An 18818-nucleotide genomic window follows, 5' to 3' on the forward strand; every position below is an offset into this window, starting at 1 on the left:
ATGGCTTTTTACGTGTCTCGGCCCGTATCTGGAGACAGAGTCGCGTCATGGAACAGGTAACGATTCAAATCAAGGACGACAGTGCGTACGTGTCTGCGACACAGGATAGTGACGCTGTCATCGAACTCTGGTGTAACGAACACTGCGATTTACTGTACGTCGTCGGCGCTGCCGACGGCGTCGTCGAGTACGTCAGAGACCAGGTCGGCGTGCGAGACGACATTCGAGAGGGCAACGAGCGCGTGATTGTCACCGATGACTGTCTGAAACAACATGAAGAAGGCTACATCGAGACGTACGTCACACGTCACGACTGTCTCCTGTTGCCGCCGCTGCGGTACGAGGACGGCGCAAAACACGTTCGTGTGCTCGCGCTGGACAGCCAGCGTCTCACCGACTTCTTCAACGACATCAACGACGACTTGCCCGTCGACGTTGCCTCGACACAGACGGTGACCGTCCCCGTCTCGGGATCGCCGCTACCCGGACTGGGCAGCTTTTCGCCTGATCTGTCGCCGCGTCAGCGCGAGGTGCTGTCAACTGCTTGGCAGGAGGGGTACTACGAGATTCCGCGAGAAGTGACAACCGAAGAACTCGCAGCGACCTTTGATCTCAATCGTCGTACCGTCGAAGATCACCTCCGACGCGCGGAGCAGAAACTCGTCGGCGTGTTCAGCGACTCTTTCTCGTAACCAGAGGAGATCCACTATCCACGGAATGTCAGCTCCCCGGCCGCGATCTGCGTGGATAGGGTAGTCTTACCACATAAAAAGTTGGGACAGGTTTTATTATATCGAATATATTCATATGTGGTATGATAGCTCGCTGTTCGGGTTGGGGATTATTTCTGCTTTCGAGAGGGGATGGTCGTAACCGACTCGGGAGAAGGCTTGTCGTTGGGCACTGTACTATTTTCGAACTGGTGACCGGACGGCAAAAAGGGTTTTCCGCCGCACACAGCGACGATAGTCAGGTATGACCGGAAGAGAGAGAGATGTCCTCGTAATCGAAAGCGGGGACCAGACGGTCGCGAGCTGTCTCGAACCCGACGACAGGATACGAGTCCGAACCGCAACGCCACAGGAGCTACCAAACATCGATGGCAGAGAGTCGGTGGATTGTGCGGTTCTCGGAGCCGGCGGCGGGATCGAACCCGAGCGGATGCTCGAACGAATCGAGTCACGGACCGCAGACTGTCCGGTCATCGTGTCCGGTGTCGCCTGTGAGTGTGCGGGTGATCTTCTCGATGCGGGAGCGACCGATATCCTCTGTAAGTGCAACGGTGACAAGCCGGCGTTATTGACGAGGAGAGTACACACCCTCGTGGACGCGACGAGAACCTCGGAGCCGGGCGAGAAGCGCCTCGAACGGTTGCTTGAAAACTCCCCGGATCGGCTGAGCGTTCTCGCTGAGGATGGGACCTACCAGTACATTGCTCCGGCAGTCAAGCAGTTGATGGGGCACACGGCTGCCGAGCTGGAGGGAACGAACGTCTTCGAGTACGTCCACCCAGACGATCGGGAGCACGTTCGTGACACCTTCGAGGCTGTCTGTTCGGAGCCTGGCCGCAAGGAGAGCATGGAGTACAGAATCCGTGATTCGACAGGAAACTGGCGGTGGGTACACTCGACGTGGACAAACCGCTTCGGCGATCCGATCGTCGCGGGTGTGGTGATCAACTCCCGGGAGATTACCGAACGAGTCGAGCGCGAGCAACACCTCCGAAAAGAGCGCGAGCGGTTCGAAGTTCTCTTCGAGCAACTCGAACAGCCCGTCGTCGAGGCCGAGGGCGACGATGAGCCGACTGTCGTCACGGTAAACGCCGCTTTTGAAGAGATGTTCGGATTCGACGCGGACGAGATTGTCGGCGAGCCACTCGGCGATTTCCTCGGTGCAGATACTGACTCCGAGCTGTACGAGAGCGAGCACCTGCTAGAAGGGGACAACCCTGCGGGGACTCAGCAGGTGACACGCGAAACTGCCGACGGAACCCGAGAGTTCCTGTTACAGACCGCCCGCTACGAAGACGACTCCCGTGGATTCGGCATCTACGCCGACATCACCGACCGCGTCGAGCAGCGACAGCTTCTGGAGGGGTACGAGACTGTGCTCGAAGCCGTCGACGAACTCGTCTACATCCTGGATGAGAACGGTCGCTTCCAGTTTGTCAACAAGGCACAGGAGTCGATGACGGGGTACAGCCGCGACGAGTTGCTCGGCGAGCACATTTCGGTGCTGATGGACGAAGCGAGCCGACAGAAAGCGCGCGAATACATCGACCAACTGCAAACCACAGACGAGCAAAGCGTCAGGTTCGAGCGGACCGCAACCACCGCAGACGGCACGGAGATTCACTGCGAGGACCGGATGGCACTGTTGCCGGGTGACAGCGACTTCCAGGGGACTGCCGGCATCATCCGGGACATTACCGAGCACAAAGAGCGAGAACAGAAACTCCAGGCCGAGCGAGAGCGGTTCCGGGTGCTGTTCGAGCGTCTCCCAGAACCCACACTTGAGTTCAAGTTCGACGATGGGGCTCCAGTTGTCAAAGACGCAAACCCCGCTTTCGAGGAGACGTTCGGCTATGAGGCTGGCGAGATTGTCGGCGAGTCATTCGATGAGTACATCGTCCCAGCCGGCCGCACGGAGGAGGCCACAACGCTAAACCAACGCGTCAGAGAGGGAAAGCAGTTCCATTCCAGGGAGATAACCCGCCAGACTGCCGACGGGACCCGAGAGTTTCTGTTCCGGCCTGCCGTCTACAGCGACGGCGACGAGGCGTTCGCTGTCTACGCCGATATTACCGAACAGAAAGACCGCGAGCGGCAACTCCGCGAAGAGCAGGCACTGACGGAGACGTTGATTAATACACTCCCGGTCGTCTTTTTCGCGTTCGACGAACAGGGACAATTCATGCGCTGGAACGACCGCGCAAACGAAATTAGTGGGTTCAGTGACGAAGAAATCGCGTCGATGCATCCCGCGGAGTTCGTCGTCGAAGAAGACAGACCGACTGTCTACCAGAAAATGAGCGAGATTATCGAACACGACACGACAGTTTCCTTCGAGGCGAAGGCCCAGAACAAGGATCAGTCGATCACATCAAAGAGCTCACTACCCTGTCCAGTAGCCGCTGAATAGTTGTCTTCGATACTTGGATAGAGTTCGAACGGAGTGAACCGGTAAGTTCTGTTCTTGGCGGCCGGAGTTTGATGCTTACCAGTCGCTGTCGGCGGCGGATCGCCGCCGACGCGACAGCGTTGCCACTCACGACCGCTGTCCTCATTTGGGGCAGCTACCGGAAGAACCGGTCGTCAAGCGGTTGGTTCGCTGGGACAGCTCTGCGGACGCCAAGTGCTGTCCAGGCTGCCCGGAGTACCATCTCACAGAACTCTCTGAACGGCCATTTCCAGAGGCGGCGCCCCCCGCGGCGGGGCGCCGCCACGTATTGCCAGTGGAGATACCGCCAGCTGTTCTGGAGCAGCAAGCTCACGATAAACATCACCAGTCGCAGACCAGCGTCCTGCGAACTAGTGAACGCGAGACTCTGTTTGGCTAATCGATAGCTCGATTCGATGCCGAAACGTTTGCTGTAGTGCTCTCGTGCATCTCGTGGCGTGTCGATGAACGGCGCGTCAGCGGCGTAGCCGTGGCGCGCCACCCCGTGTTCGTCGTACCGTCCTTGTTGGTAGACACAGTCGATGAACACAGGGAACGTTACCTTGCCGGCGAGATCGTGTTCGATCTCGCGGCTCCAGCCTCTGTTGAGTTCCTCCTGGATCGCCTCGCCCCACTTGACAATCGGCATGACGTAGGCGTAGTTGTGCGCGTACAGCAAGCTGAGACAGGTGCTGTTGTAAAATCCGCGGTCAAGGTAGACGGCCTTGACGGCCAGGTCAAGGCCGTCGAGAAGTTCGAGAAACTCTGCGAGGACATCGCTAGTCGTCTCACCGTCAACCAGCTGACGAACTGCCAGTGTGTAGCGCTTGTTGCGCACCCGCGCGTAGAGCGTGGCATAGGCGTGAAACGCGGTGGTTCCTCGTTTCGCCTGTGAGAAGTACAGAGCCTCTGTCTCGTCTTCGTCACCGTAGTAGGGATCGAGGTGGAGGTCGACGACGACCTCCACCGGCCGATCCGGCAATGTCTCAAGCGCATCTCGTTGTAAGAGCATGTCTCCAACTGCCTCGACAGTATCTAGGTCGAACTGATCGGTGAGATATCCTCGGACGGTATTGGCATGCGGCGAGTCGTCTGTCGTTTCGCAGACGTGATTGATCGAGGTCCCGCCGGCGCTGGCGCCGGCGAGGACCTCATACAATGTCTCCGTAGAAACCTTAACGTCTTCTCCGAGATCTACCGCAAGTTCCTTCTCAAGACTGTTGACGACAAAATTAAGCAGGTGCTCTTCCTCTATCTTGTTGTCTGCTTGTGGTTGTTGCACATCTTCCTCAAGCAGACGCTTCCTCTAACTCGATGTGATCGACTGAGGATGGCGACCCCATCCCACACGAGTACACCGGCGCGAAGATAACCGACGAGTCCGGCGAAACGATGGGAATCGTCGGCGTCGGGAGAGATATCTCCGACCGCAAGGAGCGCCAGCGCCGGTTCGAGGCAGTCTTCAACAACACCTACCAGTTCACCGGGCTGATGGACCCGGATGGGACGCTGATCGAGATAAACAACACAGCCCTCCAGTTCGGAGGGCTCGACCGGGAGGATGTGGTCGGGGAGCGTCTCTGGGACGTCTACTGGTTCCAGGACAACAGACAAGGACAGGAAGTCGTTCGTAAAGCTGTCGAAACCGCCCAGAACGGGTCGCTCTACCGGGGGGAAGTCGAGGTTCAAGGTAAAGAGCGGAGCGAAGTCATCGACTTTTCTGTCCGGCCAATCGTTGACGAACAGGGGAACGTGAAGCTTCTGATTCCCGAAGGACGGACAATAACGGAGCTGAAAGAGCGAGAACAACATCTGAAAGTTATGAATCGGTTTCTCAGACACAACGTCAGAAATCAGATGACAATCATCCAGGGGCAGGGAGACTATCTGGCGAGCCAGATCGATGATTCCGAATACCAGTCGTGTCTGGAACAAATTACTGAAAATGCCACCGAACTGACCGAGTTGACCGAGACGGCACACGAACTCTTGCAGCTAACCGTCGAACAGAGCCCTGAACGTCGGCCAGTCGCGCCCGGAGATGTGGTGAAAGAGAGCCTTCAGCAACTCGGAGACCAGTACCCGGAGGCAGCGATCTCCGTGGATTGCCGGGCAGACGCGCTCGCGAGTGCGGACAATCGACTGGGGGCTGTCGTCGAAGAACTCGTCGAAAATGCAATTGTCCACGGCAGTGACAAACCCCAGGTCGACGTGACTGTCTCTAAGACAGACGATCACGTCGAAATCCACGTCGCCGACGACGGGCCTGGCATCCCAGACGACGAACTGGCCGGTATCATGACCGATCAAGAACAGACACAGCTCACACACGGGACCGGGTTCGGACTCTGGATTGTGCGCTCTATCGTTGACGACTGTGGTGGTGAACTCGACTACCGGAAACGTGACGGTAGCGGGAGCAAAGTCATCGTCCGACTCCAGCAGGCGGGTGGTGAACAGTCCAGTGAATTCGATCAATCAGACCGCCGGTAGCCGGAGACGAGCACTACGGGAAGCCTCGGGGCTTGACCCCGGCGCTTCATGTGTTTCGAACCGTGTCGAGCGAGAGCTAGCCGATGTACCGGAGGTCCTCGTCGGCCCCGGCAGCAGAGCCCTGTTCCATCTCCTGAATCTTCCGGACGACATCCTCCATCTCGTCGGCCCGGTCCTCCAGCGATTCGAAGTCGACCTCGAACCCGATAGCGTCTTCGAGCACTTCGAGCACGGCCTTTGCGCTCTTCGGGTCGACGAGGTAGCCGCTGGTCTGTCCCATGATGCACGAAGCGGGCACGTCACGCCGGTCGCCGAGACCGAGCAGGAGGCCGCTGATGCCGACGATACCACCTTCTGGCTCGTTCCCGCGGAAGTCGACGCCGAACTCCTCTAGTTCCTCGCGCTGGGTTTCGGTCGTCGTCGCGCCGATGACATCGTACTCCTCGATGAGTTCGCCGGTTGGAACCCCACCGAGTGCGTACACGGGTGTCGCGTCGAACTCCTCGACAATATCAAGCAGCGTGTCGGTCAGTCCGTAGTGGCCAACTGTGTCCTGTGCCTGGTGGTCGCCGGTCAGCACCAGCAGGTCGGCCTCGGGGGCCGAGACGGCGTGTATCTCGGCACACGCAAGCTCCGTGAGCCCCTCTTCGACGCTGACTTGTGGCGGGAAGTGCGTGGAGTAGACACGACGGACCAGCTCGCTGTCGAGTTCCTCGACCAGATGCTCGGCGGCGAGTTTGCCGACGTGGCCGACGCCTGGGAGTCCCTCGATAAGCACTGGATCCTGCAGGTCGGCCTCGGCGACGCGCTCGATTTCGAAATCGTCCATACCGTTACTGGGGTCTGGAGCGTTTAAGTGCGCGTCGATACTCGCCGTGAGGGTCACTCGGAGAGAACGGAGCAGGCGCGCTGTTGACCGCGTCTGCGCCACACTGGGGACAGCTCTCACCGAGCGTGTACACCGGTCGCTCGTGGGCCTGCTCCCAGTCTCCACAAACGCGAATGTCGGATTTCACAATCAGTCGTTGTCTTCGTGTCGCTCGCGGTGGTACCCCGCGGTTCCACCGTGATCGGAGACGACCGCAGCCGCGCGGTCGGCGCTCTCCTCGAGGTGGGATTCGGCGGTCTTGTAGTCGGGTGCCTTGACCTCGATGCGGTATTCGGGCGACCCAACATAAGTAACCTCGAGGTCGACTTCTTCGGGAATATCGCCGTTACCCTCAGCAGCCTGCATCGCCTCGCGGACGACGTCGACGCCGCCGCTCGCGGGACACTCAAGATCGACGTAGCCCGTAACCGTCACGTACGGAACCGAGACGTTCTTGCGGGCCGTCTCGACGATTGCGGTGATGTCCTCGTCGGAGAGGTCGGTGTCGGCGAGTGCCTCCTCGCCGTGGATGGCGGCCTGTTCGAAGCCGTCGTAGAGGGTCCCGAACTCCGTGAGGAACGTGTTCGCAATCTCGGCGTAGCGGTCGCCGTCGAGGTCCTCACCGAAGGCGATTTCCATCCAGTTGTCGGCCTTCTGTTCGTTTTTCCACTCCTGGATTTTGTCTTTTCGCTGGTGGTCGTTGACGTCTTTCAGCGAGAGGTCAATCTGCTGGGAGTCTTCGTCGACATCGAGGACCTTGGCGACGACACGCTGGTCCTCGCTGACGTGGTCGCGAACGTTCTTGATCCAGCCGGAGGCGACCTCACTGATGTGCGAGAGGCCGCGCTTGTCTTCGTACTCCAGCAGGTCGACGAAGACACCGAAGTCTTCGATGTCGTCGACTCGACCGACGACGAGCTCACCGGGTTCTGGCCAGCCGCTGTATTTCATCGTGCTTCGACCGTTTCGACGACCTCGCCTTCGAGGTCGGCCTTGCCGCCGCTCGGGTGGGCGAGCGTGTGCCCACAGACCGCGCAGGCGACCGATGTCGCGGCCTTCTCGAAGACGACTTGTTCGTTCTCACAGTCCGGACACGCGACGAGGGTAAAGTTACTAGCCATCTGTATCACTCCTGGAAGGTGAGTCGGCCGGCGCGCCAGCCCTCGCGCTGGTGTGCCTTGCCGCACTCGCCACAGCGGTAGGTGAGCTGTGTTTTCTTGGTTGGTTTGTCACCACCCGGCACCTTCGAGAACTTACCGTCGTTCCCGATGCCGGCCTGGCGGTCGCGCTGACGACCGTCGACTTTGGTCATCCCGGAGGAGCGCCCCGTTCGGACCTTCTCGACTTCGTGTTCGTGGTGTTCGTTACAGTGCGGACAGTAGGTGTTCATCCGTCGTGGCATTTCCATAGATATCGACCTTTGCGGGGTATTCAACACGCGCGGTTAAAACCCGTACGGTTCGGATACGCCACCCCGATAAAGGTGTGATATCTGATGGCATAGGCATTTGTTGCTGGAGTTCTCACTCTGTTGTATGGCCGACCGTTCGGCGCTTGATGTCGCCACGGCGTTTCTGGAGGCGATGGTATCTACATCCAGGGTCGAAGCAGCCGAGCGGTTTCTGGCGGACGACGTGCAGGTCAGGATAAACGGAGACACCCACTCTCGGGCGGCGTATATCGAGCGCCTCGAGACGAGCGACGAACAGTTCGAGATGATAGATGCCACGATACGAACAGCCATCACAGCGGGAAACCGTGCCGCGTTCACACAGGAGTTACTGATAGAGCACAAGGGAACAGCCTACGGCGTCGAGCCGGGTCACGAACGGTTCACCGAGCCCACTACCTCAATTGTCACCGTCGAGGACGGCGCGATTACTGAAATCGAGATTACACACGACCCAACGGCGACACTCGAGGCGCTCGGTCTGCTCTCTACGGACCCGACGACCGAGAAGCTCCGGGACCAGTATTACGAGATACTGAACCGCGTGCTGCGTCACAACCTCCGGAACAAGCTCAACGTCATCCTCGCCAGCACCGAGACCTTCGAAAATGACCCGGCGGCGGCCGCCGCTACTATCAAAGAGAAGACAGCGGGCCTGCTCAACACCGTCGAAAAGGCACAGAAAATCGAGCAGATGGCGATCGATACCCCGCTCAGTCCTTCGCAGTTTCGCGTCGCAGATGCGGTTACAGAGGTACTCGACCAGTACGAGCGCCACCACAGTGTTTCCTGTCGGTGTAACTGCCCCGACGACGCCCTCGAACTCAGAAGCGACAAGAGCCTGATTCAGAATATCCTCGAAGAGACGATTCAAAACGCTATTTTGTACACAGACAGGGAAATACCGGAGGTAACGGTGACAGCCCGACCGGCTTCGGGACAGTACGCTGTCGAGCTCGAAATAGTAGACAACGGCCCTGGAATCCCGGAGAACGAACTCGAACCGCTCCGCAAAGATCAGGAAACGCAGTTACTCCACGGCAGCGGTATCGGCCTGTGGATCACGAAGTGGTGTGTTACCCGCCTCAACGGCCGGATTCGGTTCGGGACAAGCGGAGAGTCGACGGTCCACATCCTGCTTCCGAATCTGAGCCTCTGATAGTAATTCTTGCGAGTTGTTACCGCCATAGTTTCGCTTATCGCACATAGCAGACCGTGAAACGAGCGATTCACTGAAACAGGCCTGACAATTACCGCAATAATCACTATGAGCGTCGGCTGACGAGAATTACTTGTGCTGTCATTAAACCGGCTGGACCATCGTTCCCGAAGGTTTTCCCCTGGGCCTGCCTACGCCGGGACGATGGCCGACGGTACCCCCGACTCACTCGAAAAGCAGGTACTCGTCGAACACCGCGAGACCGTTGTTGACGTGTGTGAGGCCGGGGATGCGGTCGCGACGGCCTGGCCCGACGAGACCGTTACCGACCCGAAGCAAGTGACGATGCCACTGACTGCACTTCTCGCCGAGCGAGGTCTCGATACCGCGTTACTCGACGTGCTGGCGACAACCGTCGGTGCGGTCGGCGCGTCCACCGCCGGAACGCCGGTTCCCGCTCCGCCGTACTTTATCGTGACGAGCAGGGGGCCGCTCTGTCGGGCAACGCTCGACGATGGGCGTCGGCTCGTCGTTCGGCTGAACCTGTTTACCGTCGAGCGTCGCCCGCGCGCCTACCGCTTTCGGAACCCATCGCCAAATACATGTCTGGAAACTGGTATTTTCGAGGGCTAAGCGCACGACAGGACGGGAGAAACCATCTGTTTGGGTGAACGACTCATCGAAGAAATTCAGGCCGCCCTCTGGCGATTCAACAAATGAAATCGACAGACGTGAACGTTCCGGTGGAGTTTTATGAGAGTATAGCAAATGTTTACGATATGACTCACACCTGCCGGGATTGTAAACGGACGTTTAGCTCGGAGCTTGAACTCGAACTTCACCAAGACAACTGCAAGTCGGGAGAGTTGTTCTGTGACAGCTGTGGGACACGATTCGCAGAGCGAGCAGCAACAGAGGACGGCTGGCATTACCGATGCCCAGAGCCAGACTGTGAGGGAGACGGAATCGGCGAGGACATCCACCGCGTAGAGGACGTTCGCCTCAAAGCCTGAGTTACTTCCCCCAGAAGGGGTCACGGTTGCGGTGACGTTCCAGATACATCGAGAGGACCTCCCGCTCGTCCGCGGAGATGTCTTCTGTCAGTTCCTGTTCGAGAATTTTGGCGTGTTTCTCCGGAATCTCAACCCATAGCTCGTCGCCTTCCTTTATTTGGCGGCCAACGGTCGGTCCGTCGATTGAGACGGCGACCCGTTCACCGGTCCGGGCCTCGTCGACATCCTCGCCCTCGTCCTGGATGGTCTTGAGCGTCCCGACGCGATCGGGCTCGTTCCCCTCGAAGGAGACGACGTTACAGTTCCGGCGGAGCAGCCCGCCCCGAACCTCGACGCCGACGACTGCTGGGTCAGACTGTCGGAACGTGTGGTCGGGGAGAATCTCGAAGCGGGAGGGCCGGGTGATGTTCTCCAGAATCTGCTCCTGTTGGGCCTCCTGTATCTCCTCGACGTACTCCTGGTAAGATTCGATGAGCCGGTAGATGACGTCGTGCTCGAACAGGCGCACATCCTCCTGGTCGGCGAGTTGCTGAGCGTCATCGAGCACGTCGACGTTGAACGCGAGGATGCTCTTTTCGTGGGCAGTCTCTGCAGTTTCGGCCATGCGAACGTCACGGGGAGCAACGTCACCCACGCCGGCGTCCATGACCGGAATCTCGTCCTCTTCAAGCGTGCTTACGAGGGCTTCGAGACTACCGAGTGTGTCCGCTTTGACTGTCACACCCTCCTCCTCGGTTGAGACTTCGATGTCGGCGAGTTCTCTGCGGACGATATCCAACACGTCGTCGAGGTCGCGGTCGCCGACAACCCGGACCGGTGCCCCGGCCATCGCGTCATCGAGGTCCGGCGCGGCCACTTTGACGCCCTCGGCGGCGACGACCGACGACACCTGCTCGAACTCCTCGTCGGAGCGAATCTCGGACAACGGCTTCGGTTGCAGTAGTGCCCGCACGTCGGTGACAATTGGCTCTGGCTTCGAGCCGACGACGATGGTGTCGTCCTCGCGGATGGTGCCGTCGTAGACGACCGTGTCGATGGTCGTCCCGAAGCCCTGGGTGTCTTTGACTTCGAGGACGGTCCCGGCGGCCGGGCCCGCAGTGTCGATTTCCATCTCGTCTTTCATGTACCGCTGGGAGAGCCCCATCAACACCGTCAGCAGGTCGGGCACACCCTCACCGGTCTCGGCGGAGAGGGGGACGACGCCGACATTCTTCTGGAAGTCCTGGACGCGCCAGTACATGTCCGCGGAGATGTCTTTGCTCGAAAGCTGGCCGATAATTTCGTAGAGATTCTCGTTGAGGTCAGACTGGACGCGGTCGCTCTGTGACTCGATTGCCACCTTGGAGGGTCGATTCTGTTCTGGATTCCACCCTGGGACGGTATCGATTTTGTTGGCGGCGACAATAAACGGCGTCGAGGTGCGAGCGAGAATGTCCATTGCCTCGTGGGTCTGTGGCTGGAAGCCGTCGTTGACATCGACGACGAGAATTGCGATATCGGCGAGTGCGCCACCCCGCGAGCGAAGCGTCGAAAACGAGTGGTGGCCGGGCGTGTCGATGAACAGCAGTCCCGGAAGGTCGAAGTCGTCAGGGTTGACGAGTTCGCCCGCGATGTCAGAGATGACATCGAGCGGGACGGCGGTTGACCCGATATGTTGTGTGATTGCCCCTGCTTCGCCCTCGTGGACGGCGGAGCCGCGAATCTTGTCGAGCAAGCTCGTCTTCCCGTGGTCGACGTGTCCCAGCACGGCGACGATCGGGGTTCGAAGCGCGTCCGACTCCGCCTGGTGGTCGTGTTCTGACATCCCGTCTCACCTAAGAACTGGTTGTAACCAGCCGGCGTTTCCATTTAAGTGCCTCGTTTCGTCCCCTACAGTCACCGCGGCGTGCGGTTCGTGCCGTCGAAGACGACTGCCGACAGCCGCGAGGCCAGATCCCGAGCAGCCTCCTCTGTGGGTGCGTGCAGGTCACCCGAGACCGGACCGGCCTCACCGCCGAGCCGTTCGGCCCCCGAGATTGGGTCGGTCCCTCGTGGAAAGCTATCGGACTTGCCGGTCGGGTAGCGCCGTGAGGATGCAGTCTGCTCGCGGAGCCCCTGGAGGGCCCTGTTGGTGAGTCGGCTGTCGAGGTGGCCGAGGTCGTATTTGACGACGAAGCCGCGTCGGGCGTCTCGGACGGCGACGACGGGCTCGTCGCGGTTGAGACATTGGTCCCAGAGTCGCTCGCGTTCGGCGTCGGTTCCGTAGACTGGGACGTGTTGTGGATAGAGACGTTCCATATACTCGCTTGGCCCGGAAAATAAAGTGTGTATCGGTGTTCTTAGATTGTGGGATATTGTACCTGATACTAAATACTACCGTTGCAAACACAAAGATATGGCACAGACAGAGAGCGGCACAACTGCGGGTGAAGACTACTCTCAAGAGATTGTCGGCGGAAAGACCCTCCCCGAAGACGAGCTGTGGGACGTTCTCACGGGCAATCTTCGGCAGGTGATGGAGTCGACAGGTGCGGCAATGCGTATTCTCGACCTCGATTTCAACGTCGTCGTCGAAAACGAGAAGATGAAAGAGATGGGCGGCGTCAACGCAGAGGGGAGCGAGTCACTCAGCTGCTACGACCAGTTTTGCAACCCCGAGGTGTGTGGAACAGGGAACTGTACGCTCAAGCAGATTGTCGACGAGGGCAAAGACGAGATACGTGTCGAAGTCGAGAAAGAGAGCTACGATGGCCGAGTTATCCCAACAGAGCTCGTGGTGAGACCGATTCACGATCAAAAGGGAGAGGTGGTCGCAATCAGCGAGACCTTTCGGGATATCTCGTCTCAAAAGACGGCAAGCAAAGACATCAAATCTGCAGTCGACGAGCTGAAGCAGTCGGCCCAGGAAGTTGCCGAGAACTCACAAAATATCAGCGAACAGGCGGCCACACAGCTCGACTCCGTGACCGAGGTTGCACAGGAGGTCTCCTCGCTCAGCGCTACCGTCGAAGAGATTGCCGCCACGGCCGACGAGGTCAAATCAATCAGCCAGGACGCGCGCCAAGAGGCAGAGACGGGTGGCGAGCAGGCGGCTGAAACAATCGAGATAATGGACGAACTGGAGGCGGCTGCTGGGAGCGTCACCGAAGACGTGCGTGAACTCGACGAGAGCATCCAGCAGATTGACGAGCTGGTCGACGTTATCAACGATATCGCCGACCAGACGAACCTGCTCGCACTCAACGCATCGATAGAGGCCGCGCGTGCAGGTGAGGCCGGCGACGGGTTCGCCGTTGTTGCCGACGAGGTCAAAAGCCTCGCCGAGGAATCACAGCAACGCGCCTCCGAAATTGAGGACATCGTCGCTGACGTCCGTGGGAACACCAAAGAGGCGGTCGACAGTCTCGACGAGACAAACGACATTCTCCAGAGCGGTGCCGAGAAGGTCCAGCAGTCGGGAGAGACGTTCCAGAGCATCGCCGACGTAGTCGAGAACGTCTCCGACGGCGTCACCGAGGTTGCCGACGCGACAGACGACCAGGCGGCGAGCACCGAGGAGATAGCCGGCATGGTCGACGAGACGGCAGCGGACTTCGAACGAGTAGCCGAGCGGGCCGAGTCCATTGCCGCCGCCAACGAACAACAGACCGACAAAATCGAAGAGATTAGTCAGGATGTCGACGAGTTGAACGCGATCGATGTCCAGAGTGAGCTGTAGTTACTGCACCGCAGCCGTCGCCTCGCGCATAATCTCGATAGCTTCCTTGAGCGACTCCATGTCGGTCGCATACGAGAGGCGAGCGTACCCCTCGCCGTGGTCGCCGAAGGCCTCGCCAGGGACGACGACCACACCCCGCTCCAGCACCTCGTCGGCCCACCCCTCGGGCACCTCGGGCATCGCGTAGAACGCGCCCTCGGGTGTCGGCACCGACAGCCCCATGTCGGTGAGGCCGTCGAGAACCACATCCCGGCGCTGTTCGAAGGCATCGACCATCTTATCAACAGAATCCTGTGGTCCAGAGAGCGCGCCCTCGGCGGCGTACTGTGCGGGTGCGCTGGCACAGGCCTGAACGTACTGGTGGACCCGGAGCATCCGCTCGATGCGCTCGTGTGGGCCGGTTACCCAGCCCAGCCGCCAGCCAGTCATCGAGTAGCTCTTCGAGCAGGCGTTGACGATGATGACGTTGTCCGACTCTGCGAACTCCATCGGCGTGCGGTGTTCTCCCTCGAAGACGATGTGTTCGTACACCTCGTCGGAGATACAGAGCACGTCGTGCTCGTCGGCGATACGTGCAAACTCTTTGATATCTTCTGTCGACTGGACGGCCCCGGTGGGGTTCCCGGGGCTGTTGATGATGAAGGCGGCCGTGTCGTCGGTGATAGCCTCCTCGACGGCAGCAGGGTCGAGCGTCAAGTCATCGCGAAGCGGAACAGGGCGAGGGGTTCCACCGGCGACGTGAGTCAGGGCGTCGTAGGCGACGAAACCAGGGTCGGGAAAGATGACTTCCTCGCCGGCGTCGACGTGGGCTTCCATGGCGAGGTGGAGTGCCTCGCTTCCGCCCGCGGTGGCGATGATGTTCTCGGGGTCGATATCGAGGTCATTGTCACGGGCGTGTTTCTCGGCGATAGCCTCTCGGAGTTCGATGATACCCTTGTTCGAGGTGTAGGCATCACCGTCACCCGCTTCGATGGCGTCGACCGCCGCCTGGCGCGCGTGCTCTGGGGTCGGGAAATCCGGCTGGCCGATACCGAGGTTGATGGCGTCCTCGCCGGCCGCTTCGAAGACCTCGCGGATGCCGCTGATAGAGACCTGTTCGACTCGCCGTGAGAAGTCCGTCATACCAGTACAGGCGTCCCGGGAGGGGATAACTTTTGATGTTGCGGCAGTGGGGGACACGAGAGAGGTAGCACAAACGAGGGATAACACGTCGAAGCTGTTGTCATCACAGCCGTCGATTCCGGACCGGACCAGAGCGTATCGGCGGTCGATGGTGGGTTTCAAACACTGAAAAAGACGGAATTTTTTTTATTCCCCGACTGTCGACAGTATCGTACAAATGACTGGAACACAAGACGGGTTTGTCATCGACACATGGGTAGTTCTCGCGGGAGTCGGTGCGCTTGCGCTCGCGCTTTTCTCGTGGAATGCCCTCTCTGGAGACCCGACCTGGTGGGTTGGGGCCGTCGGCCTCGGCTGTTTGTCACTCGCACTCACGCGGCGATACCCCGAATACGACGTACCGCTGTTCTCAGTACCACTCGGCGAGAAGTCTGATAAGTAAACGACCCATTGCCCGCGTCGTATCTCCGCCGTTGGGTGGGAGAGACAGTTCGCCGGTATCGACTGCTTTTCAAACGGTCCGGTCGATCCACCGGTATGGACCGCGCACTGGTCATCGGCGGCACACGATTTATCGGCCGCCATCTAGTTGAAGAACTGCTGGCACACGACTACGAGGTCACGCTGTTCAACCGCGGGAGACACCCCAATCCCTTCGCGGACCGCGACGGCGTCGACCGCGTAAACGGCGACCGGACGAGCTGGGTCGCCATCGCCGAGGCGGCAAAGGAGGCAGCGGCCCAGGCGGTCTTCGATACCGTCGCGTACTACCCCGGCGAGGTCGAACAGACGACCCGCGCCCTCAGCAACATCGACGGCCACGAAATCGAGAGCTACGTCTACATCTCCAGTGGCGACGCCTACGGCGTCGACGAGATTCCCAAACGCGAGGGCGAGACTCCCCTGGAACCCTGTAGCGACGAACAGGCCGTCGACGACAGCCCCGACACCTACGGCCCGCGCAAGGCAGAGGGCGACCGACAGGTCTTCGCGGCAGCCGAACACGGCTTCCCGGCGATGAGCGTCCGCCCCACAATCGTCTACGGGAGCCACGACTACACCGGTCGCTTCGAGTACTGGGTCGACCGCGTCAGCGAACACGACCGGATTCTGGTCCCCGGCGACGGGACGAACATCCACCACATCGTCGCTGTCGAAAACGTCGTCCGAGCGCTCAGGACAGTCGCCGAAGCGGGCGAGCCTGGAGAGGCGTACAACGTCGGCGACCGACGCGTACTCACGCTTGGGGAGACAATCGAGACGATTGCCGACCTGCTCGACGAGGATGTCGAGCTCGTCACAGCCAGCGCCCGCGAACTAGCACAGGGCGACATCGACCCGTCCGAGTTCCCACTGTACAACCTCGACCCACACATCCTCTCGACGGAGAAGCTCTCGGCACTCGGCTGGGAGCCACTCGACCCCCGGAGCGCCTTCAAAAACGCAATCGAGGGGCCGGTCGACCCCGAGCGCGACCCCGGACCTGACCGGAAGGAGGAAAAGACTGTCTTCGAGGAGTTGGGCCGATAGCTGTCTCACAGCGAGGAAAACAGCGGAACCCCCGACCGACCGCCGCTAGCAAAAAGCATTTCTCCCGTGGTACCTGAGTGTCAATACATCACAGCCTACTATGAATGAAGTGCAACTGGAGGTGGCCAAGGCCTACCCCAACGACTCGGGACGTGGTATCGCCCGCCTCGACCCCGACACGCTCTTGCATCTCAAGCTCTCGCCGGGAGACATCATCGAGATAGAGGGTGCGGACACGACCGCGGCGAAAGTCTGGCGTGCGGACCGTCAGGACTGGAACACTGACACTGTCCGTATCGACGGATTCACGCGGCAAAACGCCGATGTCGGTATCGGCGAGCGGGTCGAGATTCGAAAAGCAGAGGCCGAGAAGGCGGACTCGCTCGTGCTCGCGCCGCCAGAGGAGGCGAGCGTGCAGTTCGGCAGCGACGCCGCCGGGATGGTCAAACGCCAGATTCTCAAGCGGCCTGTCGTCGAGCGCGACATTGTGCCCGTGATGTCGAGCACGAACCATCCGTTCATGCGCTCGCCGGGGCAGGCGATTCCGCTCATCGCCGTCGAAACCGAGCCCGAAGGGGTCGTCCTCATCACCGAGGATACCGATGTCGAACTCCGCGAAGAGCCTATCTCGGGCTTCGAAAAGACCGGCGGCGGCATCACCTACGAAGATATCGGCGGCCTCCAGAAGGAAATCCAGCGGGTCCGCGAGATGGTCGAGCTGCCGATGAAACACCCCCAGATATTCAAGAAACTCGGCATCGAGCCGCCACAGGGGGTGTTGCTCCACGGGCCACCGGGCACCGGAAAGACCCTGCTCGCCAAGGCAGTCGCCAACGAAACCTCTGCGAGTTTCTTCTCTATCGCCGGCCCGGAGATCATCTCGAAGTACTACGGCGAGTCCGAACAGCAGTTACGCGAGATATTCGAGGACGCGAGCGAAGAAGCGCCCTCTATCATCTTCATCGACGAACTCGACTCAATCGCACCCAAACGCGAGGACGTGACCGGCGAAGTCGAGCGCCGCGTCGTCGCACAGCTGTTGACGATGATGGACGGGCTCGAATCCCGGGGTCGAGTCATCGTCATCGGCGCGACCAACCGCGTCGACAGCGTCGACCCGGCGCTTCGCCGTCCGGGTCGGTTCGACCGTGAGATCGAGATTGGCGTCCCCGACGAGACTGGACGTGAGGAGATTCTCCAGATACACACCCGTGGGATGCCGCTGTCCGACGACGTGAACCTGGGTCGGCTGGCCGAGGAGACCCACGGCTTCGTCGGCGCAGACATCGAGAGTCTCACCAAGGAGGCAGCGATGAAGGCTCTCCGGCGGTACCTGCCAGAAATCGACCTCGACGAAGAGGATATTCCGCCGAGTCTCATCGACCGGATGATAATCAAACGTGACGACTTCAGCGGCGCGCTCAACGAGGTGTCACCGAGCGCAATGCGAGAGGTGCTGGTCGAACTTCCGAAGATAAACTGGGACCACGTCGGCGGCCTCGAAGAGGCCCAGAAAGAGGTCAGCGAGAGCGTCGAGTGGCCGATGAACAAGCCCGAGAAGTTCGAACGGATGGGCGTCTCACCGCCGTCGGGTGTCCTCCTTTACGGACCACCCGGAACAGGGAAGACCCTGATGGCAAAGGCCGTCGCCAACGAGACCGACGCCAACTTCATCAGCGTGCGCGGCCCACAGCTGCTTTCGAAGTGGGTCGGTGAAAGCGAGAAGGCCATCCGCCAGACGTTCCGCAAGGCGCGCCAGGTCGCACCGACGGTCATCTTCTTCGACGAGCTCGACTCGCTCGCGCCAGGACGGGGCGGCGGCGACGTCGGCTCGAACGTCTCAGAGCGCGTGGTCAATCAGCTCCTGACCGAACTCGACGGTCTCGAAGAGATGGGCGACGTGATGGTCATCGGTGCAACCAACCGCCCAGATATGATTGACCCGGCGCTCATCCGCTCGGGTCGGTTCGACCGTCTGGTCATGGTTGGCGAGCCCGACATCGAGGGTCGCGAGCAGATACTCAAGATACACACCGGCGATATGCCGCTGGGACCGGACGTGAGTCTGCGCGAGCTCGCGGAGGTCAGTGGCGGATACGTCGGCTCCGACCTCGAAACAATTGCCCAGGAGGCCGCAATCGAGGCGTTGCGCCAGAACGAAAACGCCGACGAGGTGACGATGCGACACTTCCGGCAGGCGATGGAGAACGTCCGGCCGACAATCACCGACGACATCCGCGACTACTACGAGCAGATGGAAGAGGAGTTCCGTGGCGGCGGTCCCGACCCCGAACGCCACCGCGGCGGACGCATCGGCTTCCAGTAAT

At 60.0% G+C, this 18818-nt stretch carries 19 protein-coding genes; 10 read left to right on the forward strand and 9 right to left on the reverse strand.

Going from position 1 to position 18818, the window contains the following annotated elements; all coding sequences use genetic code 11:
* Positions 1 to 47: 47 nt before the first annotated feature.
* Complete coding sequence (locus OSC37_RS05235) at positions 48 to 692, forward strand: helix-turn-helix domain-containing protein (protein WP_267163543.1); 645 nt, start codon at positions 48 to 50, stop codon at positions 690 to 692.
* Between the two features lie 283 nt (positions 693 to 975).
* Complete coding sequence (locus OSC37_RS05240) at positions 976 to 3141, forward strand: PAS domain-containing protein (protein WP_267163544.1); 2166 nt, start codon at positions 976 to 978, stop codon at positions 3139 to 3141.
* 154 nt (positions 3142 to 3295) lie between these two features.
* On the opposite strand, the gene OSC37_RS05245 is transcribed toward OSC37_RS05240, so the two are convergent.
* Positions 3296 to 4441: an ISH3 family transposase gene (locus OSC37_RS05245; RefSeq protein ID WP_267161524.1), complete on the reverse strand. Its 1146-nt coding sequence runs from the start codon at positions 4439 to 4441 to the stop codon at positions 3296 to 3298.
* Between the two features lie 110 nt (positions 4442 to 4551).
* Here OSC37_RS05245 and OSC37_RS05250 point away from each other — a divergent pair, with 110 nt between their 5' ends.
* Positions 4552 to 5652: a PAS domain-containing sensor histidine kinase gene (locus OSC37_RS05250; protein ID WP_267163545.1), complete on the forward strand. Its 1101-nt coding sequence runs from the start codon at positions 4552 to 4554 to the stop codon at positions 5650 to 5652.
* 76 nt (positions 5653 to 5728) lie between these two features.
* Here OSC37_RS05250 and OSC37_RS05255 read toward each other — a convergent pair whose 3' ends face one another.
* The 5 genes from OSC37_RS05255 to OSC37_RS05275 are packed head-to-tail and all read right to left on the reverse strand — an operon-like array spanning position 5729 to position 7928.
* Positions 5729 to 6481: a proteasome assembly chaperone family protein gene (locus tag OSC37_RS05255; protein ID WP_267163546.1), complete on the reverse strand. Its 753-nt coding sequence runs from the start codon at positions 6479 to 6481 to the stop codon at positions 5729 to 5731.
* 4 nt (positions 6482 to 6485) lie between these two features.
* On the reverse strand, positions 6486 to 6668 hold the full coding sequence (locus OSC37_RS05260) for an RNA-protein complex protein Nop10 (protein ID WP_267163547.1): 183 nt from the start codon (positions 6666 to 6668) through the stop codon (positions 6486 to 6488).
* 2 nt (positions 6669 to 6670) lie between these two features.
* A complete protein-coding gene (locus OSC37_RS05265; RefSeq protein WP_267163548.1) occupies positions 6671 to 7471 on the reverse strand; it encodes a translation initiation factor IF-2 subunit alpha in 801 nt (266 codons plus the stop codon).
* On the reverse strand, positions 7468 to 7641 hold the full coding sequence (locus OSC37_RS05270; RefSeq protein ID WP_267163549.1) for a 30S ribosomal protein S27e: 174 nt from the start codon (positions 7639 to 7641) through the stop codon (positions 7468 to 7470). The genes OSC37_RS05265 and OSC37_RS05270 overlap by 4 nt, the downstream gene beginning before the upstream one ends.
* Before the next feature lie 5 nt (positions 7642 to 7646).
* Positions 7647 to 7928, reverse strand: a complete 282-nt coding sequence (locus OSC37_RS05275) for a 50S ribosomal protein L44e (RefSeq protein WP_267163550.1) — start codon at positions 7926 to 7928, stop codon at positions 7647 to 7649.
* A 127-nt stretch (positions 7929 to 8055) separates the two neighbouring features.
* Between OSC37_RS05275 and OSC37_RS05280 the strand changes: the two genes are divergently transcribed.
* The 3 genes from OSC37_RS05280 (at position 8056) to OSC37_RS05290 (ending at position 10142) form a co-directional block, all read left to right on the forward strand.
* On the forward strand, positions 8056 to 9129 hold the full coding sequence (locus OSC37_RS05280; protein ID WP_267163551.1) for an ATP-binding protein: 1074 nt from the start codon (positions 8056 to 8058) through the stop codon (positions 9127 to 9129).
* A gap of 204 nt (positions 9130 to 9333) precedes the next feature.
* Positions 9334 to 9762, forward strand: a complete 429-nt coding sequence (locus tag OSC37_RS05285) for a DUF7988 family protein (RefSeq protein ID WP_267163552.1) — start codon at positions 9334 to 9336, stop codon at positions 9760 to 9762.
* A 146-nt stretch (positions 9763 to 9908) separates the two neighbouring features.
* Positions 9909 to 10142, forward strand: a complete 234-nt coding sequence (locus OSC37_RS05290) for a transcriptional regulator (protein WP_267163553.1) — start codon at positions 9909 to 9911, stop codon at positions 10140 to 10142.
* Between the two features lies 1 nt (position 10143).
* On the opposite strand, the gene infB is transcribed toward OSC37_RS05290, so the two are convergent.
* The gene (infB, locus tag OSC37_RS05295; RefSeq protein WP_267163554.1) at positions 10144 to 11946 is read right to left on the reverse strand and encodes a translation initiation factor IF-2; all 1803 of its coding nucleotides are present in this window, start codon (positions 11944 to 11946) and stop codon (positions 10144 to 10146) included.
* Between the two features lie 71 nt (positions 11947 to 12017).
* Positions 12018 to 12419, reverse strand: a complete 402-nt coding sequence (locus OSC37_RS05300; protein WP_267163555.1) for a hypothetical protein — start codon at positions 12417 to 12419, stop codon at positions 12018 to 12020.
* Positions 12420 to 12516: 97 nt separating this feature from the next.
* On the opposite strand from OSC37_RS05300, the gene OSC37_RS05305 reads away from it, so the two are divergent.
* Positions 12517 to 13839 carry a methyl-accepting chemotaxis protein gene (locus tag OSC37_RS05305; protein ID WP_267163556.1) on the forward strand — a complete coding sequence of 441 codons (1323 nt, stop codon included), beginning with the start codon at positions 12517 to 12519 and terminating at the stop codon, positions 13837 to 13839.
* Here the strand turns inward: OSC37_RS05305 and OSC37_RS05310 are convergent, their stop codons facing one another.
* Positions 13840 to 14961 (reverse strand): pyridoxal phosphate-dependent aminotransferase, encoded by a 1122-nt coding sequence (locus OSC37_RS05310; protein ID WP_267163557.1) that lies wholly within the window; start codon positions 14959 to 14961, stop codon positions 13840 to 13842.
* A gap of 217 nt (positions 14962 to 15178) precedes the next feature.
* Between OSC37_RS05310 and OSC37_RS05315 the strand changes: the two genes are divergently transcribed.
* From OSC37_RS05315 to OSC37_RS05325, 3 genes are all read left to right on the forward strand, one after another.
* Entirely contained in the window at positions 15179 to 15403 is a 225-nt protein-coding gene (locus tag OSC37_RS05315) for a hypothetical protein (RefSeq protein WP_267163558.1), read from the forward strand.
* Positions 15404 to 15498: 95 nt separating this feature from the next.
* Entirely contained in the window at positions 15499 to 16491 is a 993-nt protein-coding gene (locus OSC37_RS05320; RefSeq protein ID WP_267163559.1) for an NAD-dependent epimerase/dehydratase family protein, read from the forward strand.
* Between the two features lie 100 nt (positions 16492 to 16591).
* Complete coding sequence (locus OSC37_RS05325; protein WP_267163560.1) at positions 16592 to 18817, forward strand: CDC48 family AAA ATPase; 2226 nt, start codon at positions 16592 to 16594, stop codon at positions 18815 to 18817.
* The last annotated feature ends 1 nt before the right edge of the window (position 18818 follow it).

This window comes from Halovenus salina (assembly GCF_026410925.1).
Lineage (GTDB): Archaea > Halobacteriota > Halobacteria > Halobacteriales > Haloarculaceae > Halovenus > Halovenus salina.

Bases quoted from the DNA above. Each gene is read 5' to 3' on its own strand.
- OSC37_RS05285 (WP_267163552.1), top strand. From the start codon at position 9,334: ATGGCCGACGGTACCCCCGACTCACTCGAAAAGCAGGTACTCGTCGAA.
- OSC37_RS05315 (WP_267163558.1), top strand. From the start codon at position 15,179: ATGACTGGAACACAAGACGGGTTTGTCATCGACACATGGGTAGTTCTC.
- OSC37_RS05240 (WP_267163544.1), top strand. From the start codon at position 976: ATGACCGGAAGAGAGAGAGATGTCCTCGTAATCGAAAGCGGGGACCAG.
- OSC37_RS05250 (WP_267163545.1), top strand. From the start codon at position 4,552: ATGGGAATCGTCGGCGTCGGGAGAGATATCTCCGACCGCAAGGAGCGC.
- OSC37_RS05265 (WP_267163548.1), bottom strand. From the start codon at position 7,471: ATGAAATACAGCGGCTGGCCAGAACCCGGTGAGCTCGTCGTCGGTCGA.
- OSC37_RS05325 (WP_267163560.1), top strand. From the start codon at position 16,592: ATGAATGAAGTGCAACTGGAGGTGGCCAAGGCCTACCCCAACGACTCG.
- OSC37_RS05255 (WP_267163546.1), bottom strand. From the start codon at position 6,481: ATGGACGATTTCGAAATCGAGCGCGTCGCCGAGGCCGACCTGCAGGAT.
- OSC37_RS05310 (WP_267163557.1), bottom strand. From the start codon at position 14,961: ATGACGGACTTCTCACGGCGAGTCGAACAGGTCTCTATCAGCGGCATC.
- infB (WP_267163554.1), bottom strand. From the start codon at position 11,946: ATGTCAGAACACGACCACCAGGCGGAGTCGGACGCGCTTCGAACCCCG.
- OSC37_RS05235 (WP_267163543.1), top strand. From the start codon at position 48: ATGGAACAGGTAACGATTCAAATCAAGGACGACAGTGCGTACGTGTCT.
- OSC37_RS05290 (WP_267163553.1), top strand. From the start codon at position 9,909: ATGACTCACACCTGCCGGGATTGTAAACGGACGTTTAGCTCGGAGCTT.
- OSC37_RS05305 (WP_267163556.1), top strand. From the start codon at position 12,517: ATGGCACAGACAGAGAGCGGCACAACTGCGGGTGAAGACTACTCTCAA.
- OSC37_RS05320 (WP_267163559.1), top strand. From the start codon at position 15,499: ATGGACCGCGCACTGGTCATCGGCGGCACACGATTTATCGGCCGCCAT.
- OSC37_RS05280 (WP_267163551.1), top strand. From the start codon at position 8,056: ATGGCCGACCGTTCGGCGCTTGATGTCGCCACGGCGTTTCTGGAGGCG.
- OSC37_RS05275 (WP_267163550.1), bottom strand. From the start codon at position 7,928: ATGGAAATGCCACGACGGATGAACACCTACTGTCCGCACTGTAACGAA.
- OSC37_RS05270 (WP_267163549.1), bottom strand. From the start codon at position 7,641: ATGGCTAGTAACTTTACCCTCGTCGCGTGTCCGGACTGTGAGAACGAA.
- OSC37_RS05300 (WP_267163555.1), bottom strand. From the start codon at position 12,419: ATGGAACGTCTCTATCCACAACACGTCCCAGTCTACGGAACCGACGCC.